The 22,471-nt window shown below is 70.2% G+C and carries 18 protein-coding genes and 1 tRNA gene; 8 read left to right on the top strand and 11 right to left on the bottom strand.

Annotation, left to right across the window (positions count from 1 at the left end; genetic code table 11):
• Positions 1 to 416 precede the first annotated feature (416 nt).
• Positions 417 to 1,550 (bottom strand): ROK family protein, encoded by a 1,134-nt coding sequence (locus tag WBN91_RS10195; RefSeq protein WP_443217686.1) that lies wholly within the window; start codon positions 1,548 to 1,550, stop codon positions 417 to 419.
• Positions 1,551 to 1,731: 181 nt separating this feature from the next.
• Here WBN91_RS10195 and WBN91_RS10200 point away from each other — a divergent pair, with 181 nt between their 5' ends.
• Positions 1,732 to 5,994, top strand: a complete 4,263-nt coding sequence (locus WBN91_RS10200; RefSeq protein ID WP_443217685.1) for a GH92 family glycosyl hydrolase — start codon at positions 1,732 to 1,734, stop codon at positions 5,992 to 5,994.
• A gap of 7 nt (positions 5,995 to 6,001) precedes the next feature.
• Here the strand turns inward: WBN91_RS10200 and WBN91_RS10205 are convergent, their stop codons facing one another.
• On the bottom strand, positions 6,002 to 6,904 hold the full coding sequence (locus WBN91_RS10205; RefSeq protein ID WP_337728054.1) for a cation diffusion facilitator family transporter: 903 nt from the start codon (positions 6,902 to 6,904) through the stop codon (positions 6,002 to 6,004).
• 190 nt (positions 6,905 to 7,094) lie between these two features.
• On the opposite strand from WBN91_RS10205, the gene WBN91_RS10210 reads away from it, so the two are divergent.
• Positions 7,095 to 7,166, top strand: a tRNA-Arg gene (locus WBN91_RS10210).
• A 498-nt stretch (positions 7,167 to 7,664) separates the two neighbouring features.
• Here the strand turns inward: WBN91_RS10210 and WBN91_RS10215 are convergent.
• A complete protein-coding gene (locus WBN91_RS10215) occupies positions 7,665 to 8,615 on the bottom strand; it encodes a YVTN family beta-propeller repeat protein (RefSeq protein WP_337728055.1) in 951 nt (316 codons plus the stop codon).
• A 55-nt stretch (positions 8,616 to 8,670) separates the two neighbouring features.
• The gene (locus WBN91_RS10220) at positions 8,671 to 9,546 is read right to left on the bottom strand and encodes a hypothetical protein (RefSeq protein WP_337728056.1); all 876 of its coding nucleotides are present in this window, start codon (positions 9,544 to 9,546) and stop codon (positions 8,671 to 8,673) included.
• A 322-nt stretch (positions 9,547 to 9,868) separates the two neighbouring features.
• Between WBN91_RS10220 and WBN91_RS10225 the strand changes: the two genes are divergently transcribed.
• The 4 genes from WBN91_RS10225 to WBN91_RS10240 all read left to right on the top strand — a co-directional run bounded on the left by WBN91_RS10225 (position 9,869) and on the right by WBN91_RS10240 (position 15,090).
• A complete protein-coding gene (locus WBN91_RS10225; RefSeq protein ID WP_337728057.1) occupies positions 9,869 to 10,540 on the top strand; it encodes a metalloregulator ArsR/SmtB family transcription factor in 672 nt (223 codons plus the stop codon).
• Positions 10,541 to 10,670: 130 nt separating this feature from the next.
• Positions 10,671 to 13,367, top strand: coding sequence for an RICIN domain-containing protein (locus tag WBN91_RS10230; RefSeq protein WP_337728058.1), 2,697 nt, complete (start codon positions 10,671 to 10,673; stop codon positions 13,365 to 13,367).
• A gap of 68 nt (positions 13,368 to 13,435) precedes the next feature.
• Positions 13,436 to 13,963 carry a SigE family RNA polymerase sigma factor gene (locus WBN91_RS10235; RefSeq protein WP_337728059.1) on the top strand — a complete coding sequence of 176 codons (528 nt, stop codon included), beginning with the start codon at positions 13,436 to 13,438 and terminating at the stop codon, positions 13,961 to 13,963.
• Between the two features lie 509 nt (positions 13,964 to 14,472).
• The gene (locus WBN91_RS10240) at positions 14,473 to 15,090 is read left to right on the top strand and encodes a hypothetical protein (protein ID WP_337728060.1); all 618 of its coding nucleotides are present in this window, start codon (positions 14,473 to 14,475) and stop codon (positions 15,088 to 15,090) included.
• A gap of 85 nt (positions 15,091 to 15,175) precedes the next feature.
• Here the strand turns inward: WBN91_RS10240 and WBN91_RS10245 are convergent, their stop codons facing one another.
• The 3 genes from WBN91_RS10245 to WBN91_RS10255 all read right to left on the bottom strand — a co-directional run bounded on the left by WBN91_RS10245 (position 15,176) and on the right by WBN91_RS10255 (position 16,896).
• Positions 15,176 to 15,505, bottom strand: a complete 330-nt coding sequence (locus WBN91_RS10245) for a helix-turn-helix domain-containing protein (RefSeq protein ID WP_337728061.1) — start codon at positions 15,503 to 15,505, stop codon at positions 15,176 to 15,178.
• A 114-nt stretch (positions 15,506 to 15,619) separates the two neighbouring features.
• On the bottom strand, positions 15,620 to 16,105 hold the full coding sequence (locus tag WBN91_RS10250) for a carboxymuconolactone decarboxylase family protein (RefSeq protein ID WP_337728062.1): 486 nt from the start codon (positions 16,103 to 16,105) through the stop codon (positions 15,620 to 15,622).
• An 80-nt stretch (positions 16,106 to 16,185) separates the two neighbouring features.
• Entirely contained in the window at positions 16,186 to 16,896 is a 711-nt protein-coding gene (locus tag WBN91_RS10255; RefSeq protein ID WP_337728063.1) for a TetR/AcrR family transcriptional regulator, read from the bottom strand.
• Between the two features lie 100 nt (positions 16,897 to 16,996).
• On the opposite strand from WBN91_RS10255, the gene WBN91_RS10260 reads away from it, so the two are divergent.
• Both WBN91_RS10260 and WBN91_RS10265 read left to right on the top strand, forming a co-directional pair.
• Positions 16,997 to 18,499 (top strand): MFS transporter, encoded by a 1,503-nt coding sequence (locus WBN91_RS10260; protein WP_337728064.1) that lies wholly within the window; start codon positions 16,997 to 16,999, stop codon positions 18,497 to 18,499.
• Between the two features lie 114 nt (positions 18,500 to 18,613).
• Positions 18,614 to 18,952, top strand: a complete 339-nt coding sequence (locus WBN91_RS10265) for a DoxX family protein (RefSeq protein WP_337728065.1) — start codon at positions 18,614 to 18,616, stop codon at positions 18,950 to 18,952.
• 2 nt (positions 18,953 to 18,954) lie between these two features.
• On the opposite strand, the gene WBN91_RS10270 is transcribed toward WBN91_RS10265, so the two are convergent.
• From WBN91_RS10270 to WBN91_RS10285, 4 genes are read right to left on the bottom strand one after another with little or no spacing between them, the layout of a single operon-like run.
• A complete protein-coding gene (locus tag WBN91_RS10270) occupies positions 18,955 to 20,055 on the bottom strand; it encodes a hypothetical protein (RefSeq protein WP_337728066.1) in 1,101 nt (366 codons plus the stop codon).
• Between the two features lie 10 nt (positions 20,056 to 20,065).
• Entirely contained in the window at positions 20,066 to 20,572 is a 507-nt protein-coding gene (locus tag WBN91_RS10275) for a hypothetical protein (RefSeq protein WP_337728067.1), read from the bottom strand.
• Positions 20,569 to 21,867 carry a hypothetical protein gene (locus WBN91_RS10280; RefSeq protein ID WP_337728068.1) on the bottom strand — a complete coding sequence of 433 codons (1,299 nt, stop codon included), beginning with the start codon at positions 21,865 to 21,867 and terminating at the stop codon, positions 20,569 to 20,571. Before WBN91_RS10280 ends, WBN91_RS10275 begins: the two co-directional genes overlap by 4 nt.
• Positions 21,867 to 22,235: a hypothetical protein gene (locus WBN91_RS10285; protein WP_337728069.1), complete on the bottom strand. Its 369-nt coding sequence runs from the start codon at positions 22,233 to 22,235 to the stop codon at positions 21,867 to 21,869. Before WBN91_RS10285 ends, WBN91_RS10280 begins: the two co-directional genes overlap by 1 nt.
• Between the last annotated feature and the right edge of the window lie 236 nt (positions 22,236 to 22,471).

The following is a 22,471-nucleotide window of genomic DNA, read 5'->3' on the forward strand; positions in this document are numbered from 1 at the left end:
CGGACTCCCGGTCGGCGAGCTGCCGGTCGGCGAGCTGACTGGACGGCGGGTCGCTTGCTTGGCGGGCTGCCTGCTTGGAGGGCCGTCTGCTCGATGGGCGCTTGGGCTTGTCTGCCGGGCCGTCTGGCTGAGACGTCTGCGTCGGGCGGGTGTGCCGGCCCTGGGGCGTTGGGGCGGCGGCCTGGGGGGCGTTCGGTCCGTTGTTTACACGGGACAGGTGTTTGCGGGCGCGGCACCTGCCCCGTGTAACGGTCGGATGGGGACCACGTCCCCCGTACTCCCCGTCCGACTCCCCTTTGCAACAACGGAAGGACACACACCCTCCAGGAGGAGGTGTGGTAACGCTATGCCACTACTGGCGAGTTCACACCTACGACAATTGAGTGAATCACCAGGTGAGAGCCGCTCGACTACTCTCAGAGAGTGACGGCACCGCGGCGGTCGAACACAAGATCGCGGGCTGCTGTCAAGCCCATCGCGATCGCGCCGCTGAGGACTGCTCCGTCGCCCAGTTCGCCGGCCACGATTCGTGGGGTCAGCGGGGTCAGGCGTGTCAGGGCCGCCTCCAGGGGAGGGCCTAGGAGTTCCGCGTTGCCGCCTATGCCGCCGCCCAGGACCACCAGTTCGGGGTCGATCACCGCGGCCACGGATGCCACCACGAAGGCCAAGCGTTCGGCCTCGTCTTGGACCACGTCCAGTGCTCGGGGGTCGCCGCTGCGGGCCAAGGTGAAGACGTCTCGTGCCGATTTCACCGTGCTCAAGCCGTGCGAGCGTGCCGAAGCCACCACGGACTCCGCTGCCACGGCCGACTCCAGCCGTCCGCGTGTGCTGTCCACTTCGGACGGATAGGGCAGGTAGCCGATCTCGCCCGCGGCGCCGTTTGCCCCGCGGAACAGTCGGCCGTCCACCACGATCCCCATGCCGATGCCGGTTCCGATGGTCACGCACGCGAACACGTCCACGCCTCGGCCGGCCCCGTACGTGTGCTCGCCGACGGCCGCCAGGTTTGCGTCGTTCTCCACCAGCAGGTCTGGGCCTAGTGACGTCTCGAGGTCGTCCAGCAAGCCGGGGCGCTCCCAGCCGGGGAGGTTTGGGGCGTGGTGCAGGGTTCGGTCGCGGGGGACGCCGGGGGTTCCGACGACCTTCACCACCAGGTCTGTCAGCGACAGGCCTGCGTCGGACACCGTTCGCGCGGCCAGGTCGCGCACAGTGCGGACCAAGGCACCTGCCGTTCGGCAGCGGTTGCGTTCGTCTACCCGTGCGATCACCGAACCCGCAAGGTCTGCCACGGCCGCCCGGATGCGTTGCCGTCCGATGTCCACGCCCAGGACGTGACCGGCCGCGGGGTTCACCTCGTAGACCATCGCCGACCGGCCCGGACCGGCTGTCGTGCGGCCGATGGGGCGTACCAAGCGGTGCTGTTCCAGGTCCAGCAACGCTTGGCCCACGGTCGGTTTGGACAGTCCGGTGTCCTTCGCGATCTGGGGGCGGGTCGCCGGGCCGTCGCGGCGCAGTCGGTCCAGCACCGCCCGTTGGTTCAGCACGCGCATGCCCGCGGGGGTGCCCACCTGGGGGGACTTCCGGACCGTCACAGCGAGTGAGTCTAGATCGGGTGGAGCAACAACCGGACAGGCTTGTGGACAAGCCGGGCGATCAATCTTGACAACGATGTCAGCCGGCCGATTCGCTGACCGGCGAGTTGGGCCGGCACCAAGGCGAGAGGCGTGCGCGATGAGGCACATGCGAAGTCGGAGATCCCTGGTCATCCTGTTGACCGCTGCGCTGGTCGCGGGGTCCGTGGCAGGCTGGTCGCACGCGACCGCCGCACCGGGGGAGCCAGCCGTGAGCGAGACCCTGTTCGCCACGTCGTTCGAGGACGGGCAGCCGCAGCCCAAGTGGGCGAGCACCGTGGAGACCGGTCCCGACGGCAGCCCGAAGACCTCCGGCGTCAACGGGTCCGACTCCACCGGGATCCCGGGCAACGTCACCGACCGCATTGTCGACGTCGCCGCCAACTCCGAGTACGTGGAAGCCGGTGAGGTCAAGGAGAACCTCGTCGACGGCAACACCGCGTCGAAGTGGCTGACCTTCACCCGCACCGGCTGGGTCCGCTTCACCTTCCCCGAACCGGTGGCCGTCCAGCGGTACGCGATGACTTCCGCGAATGATGCGCCTGAGCGCGACCCGCGGGACTGGACGTTGCGGGGCTCGAACGACGGCTCGACCTGGACGACGCTGGACACCCGCACCGGCGAGGCGTTCACCGAGCGCTTCCAGACCAAGACCTACGACACCGCCAATGTCGAGGCGTTTCGCCTCTACCAAATCGACATCATCGCGAACTACGGCGGCGCGGGCCTGATCCAGCTCGCCGAGATCCAGTTCTCCGACGGCTCGACCACCCCGCCCGCGCAGAACATGCGCACCACCGTCGGCAAGGGCGCCAACGGCGGGTACAACGCGAAGGCGGGTGCGGGCTTCACCGGCGTGAAGGCGTTGCGGTACCAGGGAACCCATGTCGCCGAGGGGCGCGGGTACTCGTACAACAAGGTCTTCGAGGTGGACATCCCGGTCACGGAGACGACCGAGCTGTCCTACCTGGTGTTCCCGTCGTTCATCACCGACGACCTGAACTACCCCAGCACGTACGCGGCGATCGACCTCGCGTTCTCGGACGGCACCTACCTGTCCGACCTGGGCGCGCGCGACCAGCACGGGTTCGAGCTGTCCCCGCGTGGCCAGGGCGCGGCGAAGTCGTTGTACACCAACCAGTGGAACCGGGTCGCGTCGGTGATCGGGTCCGTCGCGGCGGGCAAGACGATCACGCGCATCCTCGTGGCCTACGACAACCCGCGCGGGCCGGCGGCGTTCAACGGCTGGTTCGACGACATCGCCGTGAAGTCCGCGCCGGTGGTCGTGGCCAAGCCGCGCCCGTCCGACCACGTCCTGACCACCCGCGGCACCAACTCCAGCGGCAGCTTCTCGCGCGGCAACAACTTCCCGGCCACGGCCGTGCCGCACGGGTTCAACTTCTGGTCCCCGATGACCAACGCGGGCTCGATCAGCTGGCTCTACGAGTACGCCAAGGCCAACAACCGGGACAACCTGCCGACGCTGCAAGCGTTCACGGCGAGCCATGAGCCCAGCCCGTGGATGGGCGACCGGCAGACGTTCCAGGTGATGCCGTCCACCGGCACCCCCACCGCCGACCGGGCGATGCGCGCACTGCCGTTCAAGCACGAGAACGAAACCGCGCAGGCCCACTACTACGGCGTGAAGTTCGAGAACGGGATGCGCACGGAGATCGCGCCGACCGACCACGCCGCCGTGTTCCGCTTCACCTTCACCGGCGACAGCTCGAACCTGGTGTTCGACAACGTGAACAACAGTGGCGGGCTGACGCTGGACGCCGCTTCGGGTGTCGTGACCGGGTTCTCGGACGTCAAGAGCGGCCTGTCGACCGGTGCCACCCGCCTGTTCGTGTACGGCAAGGTGAACCGGCCGGTGACGGGCAGCGGGCGGCTGACCGGCGTGGGCCGGGACAACGTGGCGGGCTACCTCCAGTTCGACACGTCGGCGGACAAGACCGTCGAGCTGCGGATCGCGACCTCGTTGCTGGGCGTCGAACAGGCGCGCCGCAACCTGGAGCTGGAAGTGTCCACTTCGGACACCTTCGAGTCGGTGCGCGACCGCGCCCAGCAGGCGTGGGACGACGTCCTGGGCATGATCGAGGTCGAGGGCGCGACCGAGGACCAGCTCACGACCCTGTACTCCAACCTCTACCGGCTCTACCTGTACCCGAACTCGGGCTTCGAGAACGTCGGCACCGCCGAGAGCCCGAAGTACCAGTACGCCTCCCCGGTGCAGCCCGCCGGCCCGTCGACACCGACGCAGACCGGCGCGAAGGTCGTGGACGGCAAGATCTACGTCAACAACGGCTTCTGGGACACCTACCGCACCACCTGGCCCGCCTACAGCCTGTTCACGCCTGAGAAGGCGGGGGAGCTGGCGGACGGGTTCGTGCAGCAGTACCGGGACGGCGGCTGGATCTCCCGGTGGTCCTCGCCCGGCTACGCCAACCTGATGACCGGCACCAGCTCGGACGTGGCCTTCGCGGACGCGTTCGTCAAGGGCGTCAAGGACTTCGACGCCAAGGCGGCCTTCGAGGCGGCGGTCAAGAACGCGACGGTGGCGCCGCCGAACGCGGGCGTGGGCCGCAAGGGCCTGGACACCTCGATCTTCACCGGCTACACGTCGACCGCGACCGGCGAGGGCATGTCGTGGGCGATCGAGGGTTACGTCAACGACTACGGCATCGCGAACATGGCCCGCGAGCTGCACAAGCAGACCGGCGACCCGGAGTACCTGGCGCAGAGCGAGTACTTCGCGAACCGGGCGCAGAACTACATCCACATGTTCGACCCGAACACCGGGTTCTTCCAGGGCCGCAACCCCGACGGGACCTGGCGCGCGCCGGCCTCGGAGTACGACCCGCGCGAGTGGGGCCACGACTACACCGAGACCGACGGCTGGAACATGGCGTTCTCGGTGCCGCACGACGGCCAGGGCCTGGCGAACCTGTACGGCGGGCGCGCGGGGCTGGCGTCGAAGCTGGACGAGTTCTTCGCCACGCCCGAGACGGCGAAGTTCCCGGGTTCGTACGGCGGTGTCATCCACGAGATGACCGAGGCGCGGGACGTGCGGATGGGGCAGCTGGGGCACAGCAACCAGGTGTCCCACCACATCACCTACATGTACGACTACGCCGGGCAGCCGTGGAAGACACAGGAGAAGGTGCGCGAGATCCTGTCGAGGCTGTACACCGGCAGCGAGATCGGCCAGGGCTACCCCGGTGACGAGGACAACGGCGAGCAGTCGGCGTGGTACCTGTTCAGCGCGCTGGGCTTCTACCCGTTGCAGATGGGCAACTCCACGTACGCCATCGGGTCGCCGCTGTTCAAGAAGGCGACCGTGCACCTGGAGAACGGCTCCAAGCTGGTCGTGAACGCGCCGGCGAACAGCGCGCGCAACATCTACGTGCAGTCGTTGAAGGTCAACGGGAAGACGTGGGACAAGGCCTACCTGCCGCACTCGGCCATCGCGTCCGGCGGCACGCTGGACTTCGAGATGGGCTCCGCGCCGTCGTCGTGGGCGACCGGCCCTGACGCTGCGCCACCGTCGCTGACCAGCGGGAACGAACCGCCCAAGCCCTTGCGGGACGTGACTGGTTCCGCTGCGGTGACCGGTGCTCCGGCTTCGGTGCTGGACAACACGTCCCAGACGTCCGGCAGCCTGTCCTGGTTGCAGGTGGACCTCAAGGACAAGAAGGAGAAGGCCGAGTTCTACACGCTGACCTCGGGCAAGGGGTCCGGTGACCCGTCGTCGTGGGTGCTGAAGGGTTCGTACGACGGGAAGACGTGGTCCACTGTGGACGAGCGGTCCGGGGTCGTGTTCGCGCACCGGCAGCAGACCCGGGCGTTCAAGATCGCACGGGCCGGTCACTACCAGCACTACCGCCTGGAGTTCCCGGGCGCCGTGACCGTCGCCGAGGTCGAGCTGCTGGCCAAACCGTTCGTGACCTGCACGTCCACCATCACCGGCGAGCACGCCGGGCCGTTGCGCGTCGAGGGTGTTGTGTGCGTGGACGGCGGTTCGGTCACCGGTCCGGTGACGGTGGCGTCGGGTGCGTCGCTGTACGTGTTCGGTGGGCGGTTGGCCGGTCCGCTGACGGCGTCCGGGGCGGCCTCCGTGGTGCTGGTCGAGGCCACGGTGGGCGGCCCGGTGAGCGTGACCGGCGCTTCTGGCGAGGTGTCGCTGGAACGCACCACAGTCGGCGGTCCGGTGGACTTGGTCGGCAACCGCGGCGGCACAGTCGTCGCCGGCAACACCATCGGCGGCCCGCTGTCCTGCGGCACCAGCTCCCCGCCGCCGGTCAACAACGGCTGGACCAACGACGTACGAGGCCCCAGCTCCGGCCAGTGCTCAACTTTCTAGTTTCTGGTCACCAGGAGATTTCGCGGCACCGCTGCGCGGAATCTCCTGGTTCGACCTGAAGCGTGGCGTGCTCGATGTGGTAGCGGTCGGCCAGCAGGGTCTGGGCGGCTTGGAGGACTTGCGCCGGGTCGGCGTCACGGCAGGTCGTGAGGTGGGCGGAGGCGACCTCCATGCCGGAGGTGAGCGTCCAAACGTGCAGGTCGTGGGCCTCCTCGACCCCCGGCAGGCCGGTCAGGTCGGTCTGCATGGCCGCGACGTCGACCCGCTCGGGCGCGTGCTGGAACAGAATCCGCAACGCGCCCGCCGCAAGCTTCCACGTGCGGGGGAGCACGAAGAGCCCGATCGCGACACCCATGATCGGGTCGGCGTACCGCCACCCGAACACCAACGTCACCGCGCCACTGATGAGCACGCCGACCGACCCGATGAGGTCAGCCAGCACCTCCAGGTAGGCGCCGCGCACGTTGATGCTGTCCTTGGCGCCGCTACGCAGCATGAAGAACGAGATGACGTTCGCCACCAGCCCAGCCGCCGCAGCCAGCATCACAGGCAGCCCAGGCACCTCCGGCGGGTTCCCGAACCGACCAACGGCCTCGAACACCACGTACCCAGCAACCCCGAACAGCAACACGGCGTTGGCAAGCGCAGCAAGCACCTCAGCGCGGTACATGCCAAACGTCCGGCTGCCGGTCACCTTCGCCCGCCGGGCCAGGAGGATCGCCGCAAGCGCCATGCCGACACCGAGGACGTCCGTGAGCATGTGGGCAGCGTCAGAGATCAGCGCAAGCGATTGCGTAGCAATGCCAACAGCAAACTCAACCCCCATGAACGCCGCGCCGATCCCAAACGCGACCCACAACTTGCCGAGGTGCTGCGCACTAGCTGACACATGGCCGTGACCGTGACCCATGCAACGGAACATATAGTCACATGCGCATGAGTGCAACCGGCCCTCAGGTGAACCTCCCCACCCACCCGGTCGACCCCTAAACCCGCAGGTAGCCCCCCTGTGCAACCACTCAAGCGCCAGGGGTGCCCCCAGGGGGGCGGGGGGTGCAAACCCACTCCTACAGCCCTGCTAAGCTTCCCCCGTAGCTACGGCCCCCGTAGCTCAGGGGATAGAGCACCGCCCTCCGGAGGCGGGTGCGCAGGTTCGAATCCTGCCGGGGGCACCCAAGATCAGGTCGGACACCGAGACGGTGCCCGGCCTGTTTTGTTTTCCGGGGTCGCGTGAGCGTTCGAGGGGCACTCGCCCGGCCTCGATCCCGAAGCGTCACGACCTGGCTGAGGTTGTCCCTGTGGTCCTGATCGCCCGAAGCCGGGACACCTGGTTGGCAGCGTGTCCCGGCTTCGGGCGGTCAGAGGTTGAAGTGTTCTCGGAGGCGGCGTTGTAGGGCTTCCGCCTCGTCGAGCAGGCGGCGGAGGTCGGCTAGGACTTCTGCCGTTGTTGGTTCCGGTGGGCGGGGGTGGCCCTGTGTGGTGGCTTCCGGGGTGTGGGCTTTGGCGGCTAAGTACGCGTAGAGGGGAGAGAGGGGCTGTTTGGTGTCGGGGTTGCGTGGGTCGGGGACGTGCATAGGTGCATGTTAGGTGTGCGCGGCGGACGATGGGCGTGTGGGCGCATCGTTCGATCGGGTGGATGTGGAGGGGCTGTCGCTCGATCGGGTGGGGGGTTAGTGGTGGGTCAGGGTGATGATGGAGAGGGTGTTGGAGGCTGAGTTGGTTACCAGGATGTAGTGGTGGCCTGGGCCCGGGGCCGACCAGTGGGCGTCTAGGCCTACTGGGACCTCGCCTACGACCTTGTTGGTGCGGGTGTCGAAGGTGATTACCTTGCCGGGGGTGGTGCCTGGGCCGGCGTTCACCACGTACGCGATTCGGCCGCCGGCTGCGAGGGTTATGCCGCGGGGTTTTTGGCCTACGGGGATGGTGGCGGTGATCTTGCGCGTCTGGACGTCTATGACTGACACGGTGCCGGCGATGGTGTTGCTGATGTATGCCGTGCGGTTGTTGGGGGTTATGAGGACGCCGCGGGGTTCGTCGCCTACAGGGATGGTGTCGACCGCCGTGTAGGTGGCTGTGTCCACTATGGACACTGTGTCGGCGTCGGAGTTGGCTATCCAAGCCTGGCGGGCGTTGGTGGTGAAGTGGATGCCGCGTGGGGCGTCGCCTACCGGGATGGTGTGGGTTACTGATTGGGTTCGGGTGTTGATGACGTAGACCGCGTCGGAACCTGTGCTGCTTACCCAGACCTCGCGTCCATCCGGCTTGAGCGCCGCTAGGCGTGGGGCGTCGCCTACCGGGATGGTTTTGACGACTGTGCGGCTGGCGGTGTCGATCACGGACACGTTGTCCGAGTCGCGGTTGGAGATGTACGCGTAGCGGCCTGGGCGGTCGAAGGCTATGCCGTACGGGAAGGTGCCCACCGGGATGGTGGCGACCTCCTTGCGGCGGACCGGGTCCACCACCGAGACGGTGTTCGAGCCGCCGTTGGCCACGTAGACCGAGCGGTGGTCGGGGGTGAAGACGACCATCCTCGAGTTGGCCCCGATGGGGATGGTGCCGATCTCGATCGGGTGACCGGTCCCGACACCGGCCGTGGCGGTCGGTGTCGCGACGAGGGTCATGGCGGTGACCACGGCCGAAGCGGTGAGGAAGGGGTGACGCAAGAGGTGTCCTTTGCTAGACGGTGGATCGGGTGCGCTGGCGGTGGGAGGCCGTCGCGTACAGGCCGGCGCCGATCACCAGTGCGACCGGGAGCACGTAATCGGCGTCGCGTTCGACGAATTGGAACCACTCCTGGCCGACCAGCGGGCGGAGCAGTTCGGTGACCAGTTTCCAACCCAGCACGAACCACAGCAGTGCTTTCGCCGGTCGGGCCAGGACGGCCAGGCCGAGGAGGATTTCGAAGGCCCCGAAGGCGGCCATCAAGTGCGCCGAGTCGACGGTGGCCGAGTCGATGCCGAAGAAGGCGAAATACTTGTAGAAGTAGGCCTTGTTCTCGAACAACGCGAATCCGCCGTGCCCGATCAGCAGCAGTGCCAACCCGCCCCGCGCGGCCCAGTGCGACCACACCAGCGCGCGGTCGGAGACGTGCTCGGGCTTGGTGCCCGGCGTGAACCAGCGGCGCAGGGACCACCCGCCGCCACCGACCAGGACCAGCAGCGCCAGCGGCATGCCGTAGTTGCCGCCGCGCTCCAGGAACTCCCACCAACCCTCGCCCACAGCGGGCCTGAGCAGGGCGGTGAACACGCCCCACACCGTGGCGTGCAGCAGCACGATGCGCAGCGGGAAGAACAACACGACCAAGCCGACCAGGATGTCGACGGACCCGGTCAGGTACATCATCCAGTCGATGGCGGTGTCGGCGGAGATGCCGAACAGGTCGTAGTAGGGCAGCCACGCCCGCGACCGGCTCAACCCCGCCCAGCCGTGACCGAGGTATTCCACCGCGACGCCGATGCGCAGCAGCCAGTACAACTTCGTGAGGACGGACGACTGCGCCCAACGCTGCCACAGCGACGCGCTCGCCGTGCCTACCGCTTCTTTGGTGGTCAAGGATCCCCCAATTGCCGAGAAGGGGCGGATTGGTTCGACCGCACTGAAAGTACGCATCCGAGGCTGCTTCGGAATCGGCGGCGGGCACTAATTTGAACTACTCCGGATGGCATGTCCGAAAGAGATCTAAATTGTTTTTTCGCACAAGTCGGCGTCAATTCTTTGGCCGAATGGAACGGCCGCGTGGTCGTCCACCGCGCCGGGCGTGCCGGCGCGGGTGCGTCGCGAGGTGGGGTCGCGAGGGGTGGCCCTGGGTGCCTCCTGTGCTTCATGGTGTGGACGGCCTTGCTCCCACCCAAGCACCTCAGCGAGGATTGCCTCAATGGAAATCGAGAAGAATCTTCGGGCCCGTGCGGCGGTGCACCACGCGCTGTCCGACCCGGTGCGCCTGGGGATCGTCGACCTGCTCGCGATCGGCGACCGGTCGCCCGGCGAGCTCGCCACCCGCTTCGGCCTCACGTCCAACCTGCTCGCCCACCACCTCAAGGTGCTGCGCGAGGTCGGCCTGGTGGAGCGCACCAAGTCCCACGCCGACGGGCGGCGCGCCTACGTGCGGCTCACCCCGGAACCGTTGCACGGCCTGCACACCACGCCGACCGTCACAGCGCCCAGGGTCGTGTTCGTCTGCACCCGCAACGGCGCCCGCTCGCCCCTCGCCGCCGCCGTGTGGAGCACCCGCAGCCCCATCCCGGTCACCTCCGCCGGCACCCACCCCGGCCCCCGGATCAACCCCCGCGCCCTGGCCACCGCCGAACGCCACGGCCTGGTCCTGGAGCGTGAGACCACCGCCCATGTGCGGGACGTCGTCGCACCGGACGACCTGGTGGTGGCGGTCTGCGACGGCGCGTTCGAGGAGCTCGGACCGGCGGACCGGCACGTCCACTGGTCGGTCCCCGACCCCGGCCCGGTCGACACCGACGAGTTCTTCGAGGACGTCTTCACCCAGCTCGCCCACCGCGTGGGCCGACTCGCGGAGATCGCGCAGACCCCCTGACCCGTCCGGGAAGGACGGGTGACGTGGATCACGAACAGTCGTCGGAAACCTTTCCGGGAGCAGCGGCAACTCGTGGGCAGAACGCCGCCCTGAGCCGTGCGCGAGGCACGGCCGAGTCGAGGAGTGCTGCATGAGTGAGACCGGGGCCACCGGTGGCCGGCGGGTGCGTCGGGACGGTGGCGCGGAGCCGCGGGGACGTTGGCGGTGGGCGGCGATCGGCCTCATCGCGGGCGTGCCCACGCTCGTGGCCCCCTACCTGTTGTTCACCGGGGACACTCCGGAGCCGGTGACCGTGGAGGCCTCCGCGTACTACCAGTTCGTCTCCGTGCGCAGCGGCAACGCGCTGGACGTGGCCGGGGCGGACAGCGCGGACGGCGTCCGCATCCAGCAGGAGAAGCGCACCGCCGACGCGGCCAGCCAGCAGTGGCGGGTCCAGCCCGCGGAGGACGGCTACTACCAGCTGGTCAACGTCAACAGCGGCAAGGTGCTGGGTGTGCGCGCCGGCGCGGAGGCGCAGGCCAACGTCGAGCAGCAGTCCGACCTGGGCGCTCCCACCCAGCAGTGGACGCTCACCGAGGTCGACGGTGGCGCGGTGAAGATCGTCTCGCGGGCCAGCGGCAAGGTCCTGTGCGTGCAGGACGGTCCCGACGGCCAGGCCGTCGTCCAGTCCGACGACCGGGGCGGCACCGACCAGCAGTGGCAGCCCGCCAGGGTGGCCAAGCCGGCCAAGCCCACGCCCCCGGTCATCGCGCCCAGGCCCACGCCGAGCACGTCCGCCACGCCGACCGCGCCGCCACCGCCGAGCACCGGCACGGGCGGTTACGCCTGGCGCAACGTCCAGATCGCGGGCGGCGGCTTCGTCACCGGCGTCGTCTTCAACCCCGCCCGCAAGGGCGTGCTGTACGCGCGCACCGACATGGGCGGCGCGTACCGGTGGGACGGCGGCCAGTGGGTCCCGCTGACCGACTGGGCGGCGGACTGGAACCTGCTGGGCATCGAGAGCGTGGCGACCGACCCGGTCGATCCGCAGCGCCTGTACCTCGCCACCGGCACCTACACCAACGACTGGGCGGGCAACGGCGCGATCCTGCGTTCCACCGACCAGGGCAAGACGTTCCAGCGCACCGACCTGCCGTTCAAGCTGGGCGCCAACGAGGACGGCCGGTCGATGGGCGAGCGGCTCGCGATCGACCCGGCCGACCACCGCACGCTCTACCTGGGCACCCGCAAGAACGGCCTGTGGCGCAGCACCGACTACGGCGTGACGTGGAGCCAGGTCTCCGCCTTCCCCGTCAAGGACGGCGGCAGCAGCGGTGTGGGCCTGTCGTTCGTGACCTTCGGGCCGGCCGGCAGCAAGACGATCTACGTGGGCGTCGCCGACAAGACCACCTCGCTGTACCGCTCGACCGATGGCGGGGCCACCTGGCAGGCCGTCCCGGGCCAGCCCACCGGCCACCTGCCGCACCACGGCGTCCTGTCCGGTGACGGCTCGCTGTACCTGACCTACACCGACGTCCCCGGCCCGAACGGGGTGAAGGCCGGCTCGGTGTGGAAGCACACGCCGTCCACCGGGGCCTGGAAGGACATCTCGCCCATGCCCGGCTCGGGCTTCGGCTTCGCCGGGCTGGCGGTGGACCCGCAGCGCCCGTCCACGGTGATGGTGACGACCATCGACCGCTGGTGGCCCTCGGACGAGCTGTTCCGCTCGACCGACGGCGGCGCCACCTGGAAGGCGCTCGGCGACACGTCCGTGCGGGACGCGTCCGCGGCGCCGTACGTCGGCACCGGCATCGGCCACTGGATGGGCGCGCTGGCGATCGACCCCTTCGACTCCGCGCACGTCATGTACGGCACCGGCGCGGGCCTGTGGGCCAGCAACGACGTGACGGCGGCGGACCGCGGCGCGCCCACGCACTGGTCGGTCCCCGTGAAGGGCCTGGAGGAGACCGCCGTGCTCGGTCTGGTCACGCCGCCGGGCGGCAAGCTGATCAGCGCGCTGGGCGACATCGGCGGGTTCCGCCACGACGACCTGGACAAGGTGCCGGCCGGTGCCGTGTCCGGACCGCGGTTCACCAACACCACCGGCATCGACTTCGCGCAGGCCAAGCCGAACGTCGTGGTGCGCGTCGGCTACGGCCACGAGGAGCGCGGCGCGTACTCCACCGATGGCGGCGTGACGTGGCAGCCGTTCGCCGGGTCCCCGGTGAGCGCGGCGGGCGGTGGCGCGGTGGCGATCTCGGCCGATGGCGGCACCGTGGTGTGGACGGCGTCGGGGCAGGTGCCGCACGTGTCCACCGACTGGGGCAAGACGTGGAAGGCGTCCTCGGGCCTGCCCTCGGGCACGGCTGTGGTGGCTGACCGCGTCACGGCGAGCACCTTCTACGCGCTCAGCGGCGACACCCTGTACGCCAGCACGGACGGTGGCCGCAGCTTCGCCGCCAAGGCCCGCGGGCTCGCGAACGGACGTCTCAAGGCGAACACCGTGGGTGACTTGTGGATCGCAAGCCACAACGGACTCGTCCGGTCCACTGACGGCGGGGCGAGCTTCACCAAGGTGGGCGGCGGCGTGGAGAGCGCCGATTCGGTCGGCTTCGGCAAGGCCGCGCCGGGCGCCCGCTACCCCGCGCTCTACCTCAACGGGACGGTGAACGGCGTGACCGGGATCTTCCGGTCGATCGACGGCGGCGCCGCGTGGGTGCGGATCAACGACGACCGGAACCGGTTCGGCGGTGGCGCCGGCGGTGTCATCACCGGCGACCCCGACGTGTACGGGCGGGTCTACCTGGGCACCAACGGCCGCGGCGTGCTGGTCGGGGAACCGTCCTGACCGACCTGGTCACTGGTACGTTGCCGCCTCGGAGGGGCACATGGGTAGGGAGAGGTCAGCCGAGCGACATGCTCCTCGATGACACGTCGGCGGAGTTCCACGCCTTCTTCGAACTGCACTACGCGGAGCTGTCGCGGCTGGCCTACCTCCTGACCGGGGAGGCCGACGCCGCCGACGACCTCGCCGCCGACGCCCTGATCGCGTTGTGGCAGCGGTGGGACCGGCTGCGCGGGGCCGAACACCCGGTGGCGTACGCGCGGGGTGTGGTCGCGAACCTGGCGCGGGAACGCATCCGCGGTGCGACGCGGGAACGTCGTCGGGTGGCGATGTTCTGGTCGCACCGGTCGCAGCAGGCGCACGGCCCGGACGTCGCCGCCGTGGTGGACGTGCGGGCGGCCCTGGACCGGTTGCCGTTCCGCAAACGGGCGTGCGTCGTCCTGCGGCACGCGTTCGACCTGTCGGAGAAGGACACCGCGCTGGCGCTGGGCATCTCGGTCGGCGCGGTGAAGAGCCAGACCTCCAAGGGGCTGGCCGAGTTGGAACGCCTGCTCGGCGCGCGGGCGGCGGACGTCGTGGCGGGGAGGAGGACTCGGTGAACGACGAGATCGGCAGGCGGTTGCGCGAGGCCGCCCAGGAACACCAACCCGACCGCGCCCGGATGCTGGCCCGCGTGCAGCGCGGCACGGCCTCCGCCGAGCTCCGCCGCGGCACACCCGGCACCCGCCGGGGCGGCGTCCTCCGCCGTGGCGCGGCCGGTGCCCCTGGCGGGGTAGGCGGCCGTGGCGGTGCCGGTGTCCCCGGCGGGGCTCCTGGCATCCCTGGCGGGGCTGGCGTTCCCGGCGGTGCTGGCATCCCTGGCGGGGCCGGTGTCCCTGGAAGGGCTGGCGTCCCTGGCTTGGCCGGTGTCCCCGGCACGGCTGGCGTTCCCGGCGCGGCAGGCATCCCTGGTGCCGCCGGTGTCCCTGGTGGGGTCGGCGGCCGTGGTGGGGCTGCCGGCCGTGGTGGGGCCGGTCGCCGTGGGTTGGCCGGTGTCCGTGGGTTGGCGGGCGGCCGGCGGGGTGCCGGTGTCCGCCGGACCTCGGGCATCGGGCGGTCGTGGCCCCGGGTGGCCCTGGCAGGCCTGGCCGCGGCGGGCATCGTGGCCGTGGCCGGTGTGGCCGTCGCCGCGATGCTCCCCACCGCACCACCCCGACCGGACACGGCGATCACCGTGTCGAGCCCGCAGACCACCCCCTCCAGCACACCCCCACCGACCCAGCCGAACCCGACCACCCAACCGAACCGCACGACCACCCCCGAGCCGCCGCCGGACCCGCCTCGTGGCCACGAGACCACCGACGGCCCGCTGACGGCGAAGGGCACGATCGACTCGCACAGCCACACGTACTGGACCCAGAACACCCTCGCCCTGACCACCACCCAGCCGCTCACGGCGCTCACCGTGGAACTGCGCATCAAGCAGACCGGCGGCGTGGACAGCCCTGGCCAGTGGCAGACCGGCCCGGGCGACGACTTCACCGTCGCGGTAGAGGAGGTCGACGGCACGGTGGTCTACCGCTGGACCCTCAAGCCCGGCCACACGGCCCCGGCCGCCGACCACGCTTTCGCCGCCCAGTACAGCCACGCCGCCGACCGCAGCTCCGGCGCCGACACCTACACCGTCCAAGCCACCACCGCCGGCGGCACGTTCTCCGTGCAGGGCACCTTCAAGGCCGGCAACTAGCTCGGAACGAGCAGGTGGCGGTGGCCCCGCCGACGCCCGTGCGGGCCTCGGCGGGGTGGTGGTTGTGCAACGCGGGTGACGGCGATCAGCGCAGGCGGCGGCTGAGCTCGGCCAGCAGTTGCTTGTTCGTCAGGGTTGTCGGTGTCGGGGTTCGGGAACGGAGCTGTGCTTCGGCTTCGGTCAGGACGTCGGCTGCCACCAGGACTTCCAGCACGGTGACGTCGAGGGCCTTGGCCAGGGTGCGGGCTGTGGGGACGTTCAGGGAGCCGCCCCGGCGCCAGCCCGAGATGCAGCTGCGGGCCATGCCGGTGCGGCGGACCAGGTCGCCCGCGGTGAGGCCGCGGTCGGCCAGGTGGCCCTCGATGAACGTCCACAGTTTGGGTTGGGGGTTTGTGGTCACGACGTTTGTGGTCACAACCTGAGTATAGTCCTGCGCGCGGTCCGTCCGCTGCGCGCGGCGGACACAATCGCCCGATCGGGTGCCTGGATCACGCGCGGGGGAGGCCGGCCCCTCGACCGAAGAGCGAGGTCAGGCGGACTTGGTCCACTGCTCGGCGGGCGACACGCCCGGCGCGGGCTTGCCGATCAAGGCCAGCGGCACGAAGAAGTTCACCTGGCCGATGGCGACGGCCAGCGCCGCGATGCCCGCCTCGTCGTAGTGCTCGGCCACCTCGCCGTACAGCGCGTCGGGCACGCGCTCGCCCTGCGCGGCCGGCTGGAGCACGGCCTCGACCAGAGCCAGGGCCGCGCGCTCGGCGGGCGTGTAGTACGGCGCGTCCCGCCAGGTCGCGACGCCGGTGATGCGCTCCTCGGTGTCGCCGGCGCGGCGCAGGGTGGTGGTGTGCAGGACGGTCAAGTAGGTGTTGCCGACGATCTGCCCGGCCCGCAACTGGATCAGGCCGATCGTGGTCCGCGGCAGCGGGCCGGTGCCGGTCGCCGCGAACAGCGCCTTGGAGACGTCCTTCAGGGCCGGGACGAGGTCCTGCGGGTTGGACAGGCGCGAGGTGCTCGACATTGCGGTGTTCCCTCCGTGTTGGCTACGTCTGGCTGACGTACCGCGCGGCGAGGATGTGACCGCTGTGCCGAAGAAGTTTTTCAGGGCAGTGCGGCGGCCAGTCCGTCGAGGACGCGGTCCAGCCCGTAGGTGAAGGACTCGTCGCGGGCGTGTGCCGGGTCGGTGTCCGCGTACGCGGTGAGCTGTTGCCGCATGTGGGGGTACTCGGTGGAGGCCTGTTCGACGGCCGGGCGCAGGTCGGCGACCAGGTCCTGCTCGGTGCGTCCGCTGCGCGCCAGGGTGGACAGCCACGCGGCCTCGCTGATGCCGACGCCGATGACGTAGGCCATGACGGTGCTGAGGGCGTGGTTGGCCTTGTCCGCCGGGAAGCCGGCGGTGCGGAACAGCGCGAGCATCCGGTCGCTCAGCCGCATCACGTTGGGGCCCAGGTAGGCCAGGCCGACCTGGCCGAGCAGGGTCGCCGTCCACGGGTGTCGCAGGATCATCGACCGCACGCTGTGCGCGCACCTCGTCGCGGCGGTCCGCCAGTCCGCCGGGTCGCTGATCTCCGGCACGTCGATCTCGCCGTACACCTCGTCCACGACCAGTTCGACCAACTCGTCGCGGTTGGCCACGTGCCGGTACAGCGAGGTGGCGCCCGCGTCGAGCCGCGCGCCGAGCTTGCGCATGGTCAGCGCCTCGACGCCGTCCGCGTCCAGCAGGGCGACGGCCTCGGCCACGATCTGCTGCCTCGTCAGCGCCGGTTGGTCGCGCTGCCTGCGGGTTCGCGTCCACACCGAGGGGATCTCCATGCCCGCCAGCCTAGCGCACGGGGTGCGCAGTTGCGTACGTCGTTCCGCTGTGCGTACAGTGTGCGCATCGACGGAACGGTGTTCGCACTCTGGAGGGGTCATGACGGAATCGGGGAACCCGCGCAGGTGGCTGGTGCTGGCGGTGCTCTGCCTGAGCACGTTGGTGCTGGTCGTGGACAACATGGCGCTCAACGTCGCCGTGCCCGCGCTGACCACCGACCTCGGGGCGAGCGCCCAGGACATCCAGTGGATCCTGGACTCCTACATCCTCGTGTTCGCGGGCCTCCTGCTCACCGCGGGCAGCCTGTCCGACCGGTTCGGCCGCCGCCGGCTGCTGGTCATCGGCCTGGTGCTGTTCGGCGCGGGCTCCCTGTTCGGGGCGTTGGCCTCGACGTCGGCGCTGCTCGTCGCGGCCCGGGTGGGGATGGGCGTCGGTGGCGCGCTGATGATGCCGAGCATGCTGTCGATCCTCATCACCGTGTTCGCCGAGGAGGAGCGCCGCAAGGCGATGGCGGTGTGGAGCGCGGTCGCGACGCTGGGCCTGATCGGCGGACCGATCGTCGGCGGCCTGCTGGTCGACTGGTTCTGGTGGGGCGCGGTGTTCCTGGTCAACGTGCCGATCGTGGTCGTGTCGATCGTCGCGGCGGTGGCGTGGATGCCCGAGTCGCGCGGCCCGTGGCGCAAGCCCGACCCGCTGGGCGCGGTGCTGTCCGTGGTCGGCCTGACCGCCCTGATCTGGATGATCATCGAGCTGCCCAAGAACGGCCTGGCGCACCCCGGCACGCTGGCCGCGCTCGCCGTCGCCGTCGTGGGGCTGGGAGGGTTCGTGGTGTGGGAGGCCCGCGCCGAGTCGCCGATGGTGCCGCTGGGCCTGTTCCGCAACCGCAACTTCAGCGGCGGCAGCCTGTCGCTGACCCTGGTGCAGATCGGCAACGGCGGTCTGCTGCTCGTGGTGACGCAGTACCTCCAGTTCGTGCTCGACTACACGCCCATGCAGGCCGGTCTGGCGCTCATCCCGATGGCCGTGGCTTCCTTGCTGTGCAACGGTTTCGCGGCGACCCTGGGTGCGAAGACGGGCAACCGGGCGCTGGCCGTCATCGGTCTCGTGGTCGTGGCCGGCGGGTTCGGGGTGCTGACCACGCTGGAGCCGGGCGCGGGCTTCCTGCCGCTGGGCATCGCGGTCGCGCTGCTCGGCGCCGGCGGCGGCCTGGCGATGCCGGCGGCGGTGGCCGCCCTGATGGGCGCGGTGCCGCACGAGCACGCCGGCGTCGGGTCCGCGCTCAACGACACCATCCAGCAGGCCGGCGCGGCGCTCGGCGTGGCGATCCTGGGCAGCGTGCTGTCCGGCGCGTACTCGGCGGCGATGCCTGACTCGGCGCCTGAGGCCGCGCACCGGTCCATCCAGGACGCCTTCGCGGTGGCGGCGGCTACCGGCGACGCGAGCCTGGTGTCCACCGCGCGCGACGCCTTCACCACCGCGATGTCGGTCAGCTTCGTGGCGGCGGCGGTCGGCGCCCTGGCCGGCGCGGTGCTGTCACTGGTGATGATCCGCGACCGGAAGCGGGAGGCCGTGGTGGAGGAGGAGTTGGCCGGCGTGGCCTGATCTCGACGGGATGTGGGCGGCGACACACCGGTGTCGCCGCCCATCCGTCACATCCGCGTCCCGGGCGGGGTCGTGGGGGTGAAGGACGAAGGAAACCGTTGAAGGAGTTGCGCCATGTCGACCACCTACGTCGTCGTCACCGTCCTCGGGGCTGTCCTGGCCGGGTTCTCGGCCGTGTCGGTGTTCACCGGGGCCAAGTGGGTCGTGGAGCCGCTGGCCGAGTACGGCGTGCCGCGCTCGTGGTGGACGTGGTTGGGGGTCGCCAAGGCGCTGGGCGCGGTCGGCCTGCTGGTCGGGCTGGCCGTCCCGGCCGTCGGAACCGCCGCCGCGATCGGGCTGGTCCTGTACTTCACCGGGGCGGTGGTCACCGTGCTGCGGGCGCGGTCGTACGGGCACGTGGTGTTCCCGCTGATCTACATGGCCCCCGCGGTCGCCGCCCTGGCTTTGGCCTGACCTCAGCGGGGCGCGTGGTCCCGGATGAGCCGCCACAACTCCTCGTCCAGCGGCTGCCCGGCGTACTGGGGTGCCGCGGGCGGCGGGGTGTCGCCGGACCGGCCGCGCAGGGTTTCCGGCACGCCGTCGGTCGCCTCGGTGCTGCGGCGGGTGGTCCGGGAGCGGCCGGTCCGGCTGTCGCTTGTGGACGGTCGGAGGGTGCCGTTTTGTTGTGGCGCTTGGGGTGGCATCATCGGTGGCATCGCCGGGGTTGACCCGGCCGCTTTGGCGCTTGCCCCGTGGCTGGTCGGCTCGGGTCGCCTGCCGGCGGGGCGGGCCAGGGGTAGGCCGGTCGACGATGTCGGTGGGACGCTCAGGAGTGGTCCGCCGGACAGTGCCGGAGCACCGCCGCCGGTTCCGGGCAGACCACCTGTCGGAAGTGACGGCGGTGCCGTGGTGACTCCGGCCAGGGAGAGGTCGCCGCTCGGGAGGTCGGGGAGGGAGACGTCCGGGAGCGAGGCGGAGGCCCCTGCTGCGGAGGATGCCAAGCCCTGCAACGAGGTCGCCGCGCCGAGGACGGCGGTGGCGGCGTCCAGGTCGTCCTTGGACACGGTCGGCAGTTCGGGCAGCACGTCACCGGGGGACCTGATGCCCGAGGCCGCGCAGACAGTCAGCATGGACATGTCGAACTGGCCGCCCAGTGCGGTCATGCGGGTGCCCGCGGCCTGTTGGAACGCGACCGCCAGGCCTGCCGTGAACGGGTTGGAGATCGCCGCCAGGTAGCCCTCGTAGAGCGCGGTGACGGTTTGCATGGTCTCCGGGATGGCGGTGGCCAGGGTGGTCAGGGTTTCGGACACCTTCGAGGCGTCGATCCGTTCGCCCCACATCTTGAGCTCGGCGTCGGCTCGCTGGAACTTCTCCTCCATCTCGCGGCCTGCCTGGTCAGTCCAGGAGGGGGCGAGGTCTTGCGCGCGGGTGTGCAGTTCGACGCGGGCGGATTCGATCCACGTGCGGACTTCGGTCCACATGCGGGCGGCGTCGACCAGGACCGGGACGTTCGCCTGCTCGGCGGTGATCATCGCGACGTGCGCCTCGATGGGAAGCGCGTTGTAGGGGACGGCCACGGGTCGCTCCTCAGGTGGCGGGCCGCGGGTCGGCGGCGGTCTGGTCGGGCTGGGTCGAGCCGGCCTGCGTCGAGCCGGCCTGCGTCGGGTTGGGCTGCGTCGGGCCGGCCTGGGCGGTGTCGCTCGGGGTGGTCGCGCCGGTGCCGCCGGGTGCGGTGTCGCCGCCGAACTGGGCGGCGGAGAGCTGTTGGAGCGTCTCGATGCCCTTCTGCGCGAACTCCGCGCCCGCCGACACCAGCTTGGCCATCGACGCCACGTCGGCCGCCGTGTAGGTGGCGGCGGCGGTCGAGGCCTTCACGCCGAACGTGGCGAACTCCTCGGTGGTCTTGGCCAGGAACTGCGCGGCGGCGGCCGTGGCGGCCTTGTCCAGCACGGACATCGCGATGCCCTCGAACAGCCCGCTCAGGTTGGGCGGTGTGCCCAGCCGTCCCAGGGACGGCGGCAGCGGGGGCGCGGCGAGCCGTTGCGCGAACAGGCTCATCGCGGCGGTGTCCCCCTCGATGCGGTCGGTGGTCATGCTGCCCCTCCTCGACGTCCGGCCCGGTGGTCCGGCTCGTGGTCCTCGTGGTCGACCTGCCACAACTCTTCGTCCAGCAGGCGCTGGTGCCCGGCGTCCCGGCGCGGTCGGGACACCGGGAGCGGCGCGGACCCGGTCCGTCCGCGCAGGGCGACACCCGGTGTGGTGTCCCGCTTGCGGGCACGCGTCCGGCCGTTGTCGGTGGGGTGCTCGGCGACACCGGGCCGTACCCCGTTGGACCGTGCGGTTCCCGACGGGGGTGGGTACATCGGCGGCATGGCCGGGGAGCTGGACATGGCCTTGGCGGCACGCGCAGCCTGTGCATTCGCGCCGTGCGCACTCGCGGGCACGCCCCCTGGGACGGGCACGCCTCCTGGGACGGGCACGCCCGAGCTCGGCACTGCGGGCGCCGAGGCTGACCCTCCCGCACTTGGTGCACCGCCGGCGGTCACGGGCTCCAGTCCGGCCAGCATCAGCCCATCTCGGGCCGTGATCGGGTCTCCGGTCAGGGCGGACGGGTCGAAGGTTGTCGGGTCCGGTACCGATGTCCCGGTACCCATCAGTTGCTGTGCGGCGTCGCTCAAGGCGCTCAAGGCCTGTGCTGCGTCCGATCGTGACGCTGTGTCCGGAGTAGACGGTGTTGGCTGGGTTGGTGTCGAAGGCGTTGCGGGCTCGGAGGGCACCGTGGCTGGTTCGGTCGGCGAGGGGGACGGGCCACTGGTTGGTGAGCCGGGGTCCTGGGTGCCGCGGGTGGGCAGGGCGTCACGCGGTCCGTCCCACACCGGGCCCACCGCCGTCTCGATCGCCCGTTGTGCGGTGCCGTACTGGGCGGCGAGGCCGTCGAGGGCCTGACCGGCGTTCCTGCGTGCCTGCGGTTCGAGGATGATCTGGAGGTGGAGGGGCAGGCTGGCCCAGCCGTCGTGGATGGTCTTGACCGACGTGTAGGTGCGGCCGATCGCCGTGACCAGCTCCTTGAGCCGGTCCGCCACCCCGGACGTGCTGATGCTGCCGTACAACGACGGCGTGAACTTCGTCAGGATGTTGCTCGGCGGCCCCGACCAAGACCACAACGTCGACGCACTGAGCTTCACCCGCTCCTCGAACAACGCGCCCGCGTCATCCCGCCAGGTCTCCCGCAACTGACCGACGTAGGTCGTCAACGCTTCGTGCTGGTGCTCGATCCACTCGTGCGCGTCGGTCCACATCTGCGCGGCAGCGGCCAACGCGGGCGCGTGGCGCTCGTTCTCGACGCTGATCATCCGCAACTGATCGGCCAGGCTGAACTGCTCGTACATCAGCCCTCCTTGGGCGGCAGGAGAGCGGGCGACACATCCGGCACACCGTCCCCGCGACGGGTCCGCAACACGTCGAGCATCACCCGCCGGGCCGTGTCGTCGGCGTCCAGGTACTCGCGCCCAGAGGTGCGAGCGAAGTTCGCGTACCCGGCAAACCCTTGCTGGACCTGGGTGACGAACTCCCGAAGCCGCTGAGTGGACTGCCGATCCGCCCCCAGCAACGGGCCGCACTCCACCATCCCGCCACCGCAATCGGCCAGATCCTCGCGCGCGAAGGACGCAGGCGTCTCCTTGCCGGCAGTGGTCAGGAGGTTCGAGGCGAAGAGGTTCATCGCCGTAACGTTGGCTCGCGCCACCTCATCGGACATGCTCACTCCATCCGGTTCCCGTACCAGACAAGCAGTTGGGAGCAACAACCACTGGGGCACGGCAGGAACCGGCCAGCAGTTTTCTCTCAGCTCGCGCAGCAGACCTCCCAACTTGGGCTTCTTCCGTCATCCCCGTATGGCCTGCCCGAAGGGCTACCGCGCTTTTGGTCGGGTGCAGCCGAAATTTTTGTGAGGAACGAGCAAAAATTTTAGCGGCACCCGGCCAAAAGTGTGGT

It is taken from the genome of Saccharothrix sp. CCNWYY140 (genome assembly GCF_037401995.1).
GTDB lineage: Bacteria > Actinomycetota > Actinomycetes > Mycobacteriales > Pseudonocardiaceae > Actinosynnema.